4 protein-coding genes are annotated in these 4,097 nt (G+C 77.2%); all 4 read right to left on the bottom strand.

Annotated features, from left to right (window positions below):
• Window positions 1–143 precede the first annotated feature (143 nt).
• Window positions 144–1,067, bottom strand: coding sequence for a hypothetical protein (locus ACFV4F_RS27835; RefSeq protein ID WP_380439437.1), 924 nt, complete (start codon window positions 1,065–1,067; stop codon window positions 144–146).
• 204 nt (window positions 1,068–1,271) lie between these two features.
• Window positions 1,272–1,925, bottom strand: coding sequence for an N-acetylmuramoyl-L-alanine amidase (locus tag ACFV4F_RS27830; RefSeq protein ID WP_380506541.1), 654 nt, complete (start codon window positions 1,923–1,925; stop codon window positions 1,272–1,274).
• Between the two features lie 333 nt (window positions 1,926–2,258).
• The gene (locus tag ACFV4F_RS27825) at window positions 2,259–2,771 is read right to left on the bottom strand and encodes a hypothetical protein (RefSeq protein WP_380439872.1); all 513 of its coding nucleotides are present in this window, start codon (window positions 2,769–2,771) and stop codon (window positions 2,259–2,261) included.
• Window positions 2,772–2,989: 218 nt separating this feature from the next.
• Window positions 2,990–4,097: beta-ketoacyl synthase N-terminal-like domain-containing protein (locus tag ACFV4F_RS27820; RefSeq protein ID WP_380506428.1), on the bottom strand; the 1,108-nt coding region annotated here is incomplete at its 5' end.

Raw genomic sequence — 4,097 nt, 5'->3', positions numbered from 1 at the left:
ACCTTATATCACTTTTTTTTTGTGGGTGTGTGTGTTTTTTTTTTAATATCTCTTTGTTCTACCCGGGGGGGGGGGGGGGGGGGGGCGCGCCGGGCGGGGCGCCCCCGGGGGGCCCCCCCCCCCCCTTCCGGCTGCGTGGCGGTTCAGCCGCGCTGGATGCCCGAGGTGTCGGCCAGCACGCCCTGGGTGCCGTCCTGGAGCTGGGCGACCAGCGCGGTGCCGCGCTGCTCGACCGCCAGGTACCAGGTGCCGGGGACCAGCTCGCCGATCGGCGCGCCGACCGGGTTGTCCTTCGGCGCCAGCGCGCGCGGGGCCGGGACGGCGAACCAGAACGGCGCGAAGTCGGCCGCCGGGGCCGGCTGCGGGGCCGGGGCCGGCTGTGCGGCGACCGGGGCCGGGGTGATGTCCTGCGGGCCGGGCTGGCCGGCCTGGCCGGGCGCACCCGGGGCCGGGTAGCCGTAGCCGCCGGGCTGGGCGCCGTACGCCGGGGCCTGGTTCGGGTCCTGGCCCTGCACCGGGTAGCCGTACTGGCCGGGCTGGGGCTGGCCGGGCTGACCGGGCTGGCCCGGCATCGGGTAGCCGCCCTGGTACGGGACGGCCGGACGGTCGGTCACCAGCGGCGCCTTCAGCGCGGGCACCAGCGGAGCGGCCGCGGCGGCGCCGGCGAGCACGATCAGCGAGATGAGGCCGAGCCAGGCGCCGAAGCCGTGGCTGACGCTCGGACCGGTGCCGGCGCCGCCCAGCGCCCAGACGGACGTCCAGAGCGCGGCCACCGCGAAGGCGATGCCCCACTGGTCCAGCCGCAGGCCGAGGACCTGACGGTTGGCCGCGGCCGGGCCCTGGAACCGCTGCACCAGGATCAGCGCGGCGGCGGCGATGCCCAGCAGGTAGATCGACGGCAGGACGGGGAACAGCGCGGTGCTCCAGGCGTTTTGCGACGTGTCGATGTTCCCGCAGTACGCCCCGGAGCAGTTCCAGCTCAGGTAGGGCAGGAAGGAGGCGATGAAGAGCAGGACGGCCGCGCCTGCGACGGCGGCGTCTCCCCTGGTGAGAGCGCGCAGATTCACTTACGTTCCCCTCGTTGACGGTTCGTGGACGGCGGTCCGCCCGGTCGCGCCGACCGGCCGGGAACCCCCGAACGGACCAGAAGCCTAGGGCCAACCGCCCCACCGGCGCACAGCGGGGACCGGGAACGGGGCGAATTCGTTGCAAACGGCGCAGCCCGAGCGCCGCGGGAGTGCAGCCCGCGCGCCGCGGGAGCGCCGCCGGATTCAGTCCCGCGAGGTCAGATACGCCGTCAGCGCGTCGGCGATCCCCTCGGCCGCCTTCTGGCGCCACTGAGGGTCCGTCATCCGCTTCGCGTCCGCCGGGTTGCGCATGTTACCGCACTCGATGAACACCTTGGGGACCGTCGAGAGGTTGAGGCCGCCCAGGTCGGAGCGGGTGTCCAGGCCGTTCTCGGCGATGTAGTCGGCGAACGGCTCGCCGGTCGCGGCGTGGAACCGCTCGCGCAGCAGCAGGCCGAGCCGGTGCGACGGTTCGACGATCGCCGAGTTGTCCGCCTTCCCGGCGACCACCTTGGCGGGCATGATCACGTGGAACCCGCTGCCGCTCGCCGGAGCGCCGTCCGCGTGCACCGAGAGGGCCACGTCGGCGTGGGCGTCGGCGGCGGCCCTGGCGCGCTCGTCGATGCACGGGCCCCACGGGCGGTCGCCGTCCTGGGTGAACGCCACGGTCGCGCCGCGGGCGGTGAGGATCGCGCGGGCGCGGCGGGAGACGTCCAGGGTGTAGTCGGCCTCGGTGTAGCCGGCGTCGGTCTCGGTGCCGGTGGTGTCGCACTCCTTGCGGGCGTTGCCGATGTCGACCTGACGGTTGATCTCGGCGGTGTGCGAGGAGTTGCCGGGGTTGTGGCCGGGGTCGAGCAGGATCGTGCGGCCGGTGAGGGCGGTCGAGGCGGCGGTCCCGGGGGTGGGGGCGTCCGACGGGGTGGCGGGTGGTGCGGCGGGTGGCGTGGTGGGTGGGGTGGTGGGGGGGGTGGTCCCGGGGGCTGATCCCTACATTGGTGCCGGTGTGGGCCGCGGGGTTGGGCTTGGGGCTGGGCGCTCAGGCCGCGCGTGCGCGCGGCGACGGCGGCTGTCCCGGGTGTCCTGACCCGGGTGTGTGTGCGGGTTCGGGCGACTGTGCCCGGGTGTGTGGGCCCGGGCGACGGAGGCGGGGGCGCAGGTGTGCCCGGCAACGGCGGCCGGCGGCGGGTCGGTTCAGCTCTCGACGAGGAGGGCGACGGCCCGGTCGCCGTCCTCCTCCTGTTCGGCGGCGAGGACGAGGACCCGGTCGGCGTCGCCGTCGGCGAGGAGCAGGGCGGCGAGGTCGAGAGCGTCCGCGGGGACGGTGCCGGGCGGGGCGGGCTCGGCCGGGCTGATCGCGACGACGGGGCCGGTCAGGCCCCAGCGGGCGGCGATGTGCCCGAGGACGGCGTTGGGGTTGGACTGGAAGAACAGCAGCGGGGCTGTCCGGCGGCCGGGTGCGGCGCCCTCGTCGATGGCCCGCGCGGTGGCGCGGTCGCCGCTCGCGCTGGCGAGCAGCAGCGCCGTGCGCCCGGGCGCGGGTGCGTCTCCGTGGTGGGCGCGCAGGCAGCGTTCGGCGGTGTGGGCGACGAGCGGGTTGAAGGTGGAGGCGGCGAAGCCGGGCAGGGGCGGCAAGGGGTCGTCCGCCCGGTCGGGATCGGGCCAGTGGGCCTCGGCGAGGATGCGCAGGGGCGGCGGCAGGAGCATGGGCGGGGCGGTCCTGGTGTGGGCGGAGGGAACCGGGGGCGGCCGGCGGTGTGGAGCCGGGCGGCGCCGGGGTGGGCGGGAGTTTGTCGGGCGGGGCTGTGCGACGGGCGCGTCGCAGGTGGAGCCGGGGCGGGGTGCCCGGCGCTCCGGACCCGGCCGGGTGTTCGGAGGGGTCGGCCCGAAGCCTGCCTGCGCACCGACCGGTTGACGGTCGCCGCTCATGCGCGGGCCACGAGGAGGGCGGTGTTGGCGCCCCCGAAGGCGGAGTTGAGGCTGAGGGCGTAGCGCGGTGCGGCGGCGCGCGGTCCGTCCAGGACGAGGTCGAGGCCGACGTCCGGGTCCGGGCCGAGCCAGCCGGCGTTCACCGGGAGCCGTCCGCTGTGCAACGCGCCGATGGTGACGGCGAGTTCGAGCAGCGCGGACGCCTCCAGGGCGTGGCCGTGGACGGACTTGCTGGAGCTGACCGGCAGGCGGGCGGTGTGCGCGCCGAACACGCGGTGCAGCGCCAGGGCCTCGGCCCGGTCGGCCAGCGTGGAGCCGATGCCGTTGGCGTTGACGTAGCCGACGTCGGCCGGCCCGGCGCCCGCGCGGGCGAGCGCGGCCCCGATGGCGCGGGCCACGCCGGCGCCGGCGGGCTCCGGGCGGCACACGTGGTGGGCGTCCCCGGTGCGGCCCCAGCCGGCCAGCCGGGCGAGCGCGGTGGCGCCGCGCCGCTCGGCGGCCGGGGCGGCCTCGACCAGGACGGCGGCCGCCGCGTCGCCCAGCAGCGTGCCGGTCCGGCCGGTGCTGAACGGGCGCAGCTCGCCGTCGCGGGCGAGGGCGCGGCCCGCGTCGAAGACCGCGAACACGCCCGGTTCGACGAGGTGCCCGGCGGCCACCAGCACCCGCTCGTGCCGCCCGGCGGCGACCAGCGAGGCTGCGTCGGCGACGGCGGTCGCCGCCGCCACGCAGGCACCCGTGTAGACGCGGGTGACGCCGTGGAGTCCCCAGGCGCTGGCGAGTCCGGCCGCGACGGCGTCGGCCGTCGCACGGGTGCGCAGGTCTCCGTGCAGTGCGAGCAGGACGGGCGTCGCCGCGCCGTCGGCGGCGCCGAGCCCGGCCTGGCGGCAGGCCTGGCCGACCGCGTCCAGCACCGCGTCGGCGAGCGGCACCGGTGCGGGCAGCAGGGCGGCCCGGGTGGTGCGGCACGCGCTCACGTCGAAGCGGGTGACGGCGCCGAAGGCGGCCTTGCCGTGGGCGGGGGCCCCGGGGTGTTCGCCCCCGCCCCGCCCCCCCCCGCCGGGCCAGCCCCCCCCCCCCACCCCCCCCCGCGCCGCGGCCCGGCCG

Origin of the sequence: Kitasatospora sp. NPDC059722, assembly GCF_042733235.1 — a bacterium.
Classification (GTDB): Bacteria; Actinomycetota; Actinomycetes; order Streptomycetales; family Streptomycetaceae; genus Kitasatospora.
The sequence above is the reverse complement of the archived record's forward strand: the minus strand, read 5'-3'. Positions and strand labels throughout refer to the sequence as shown.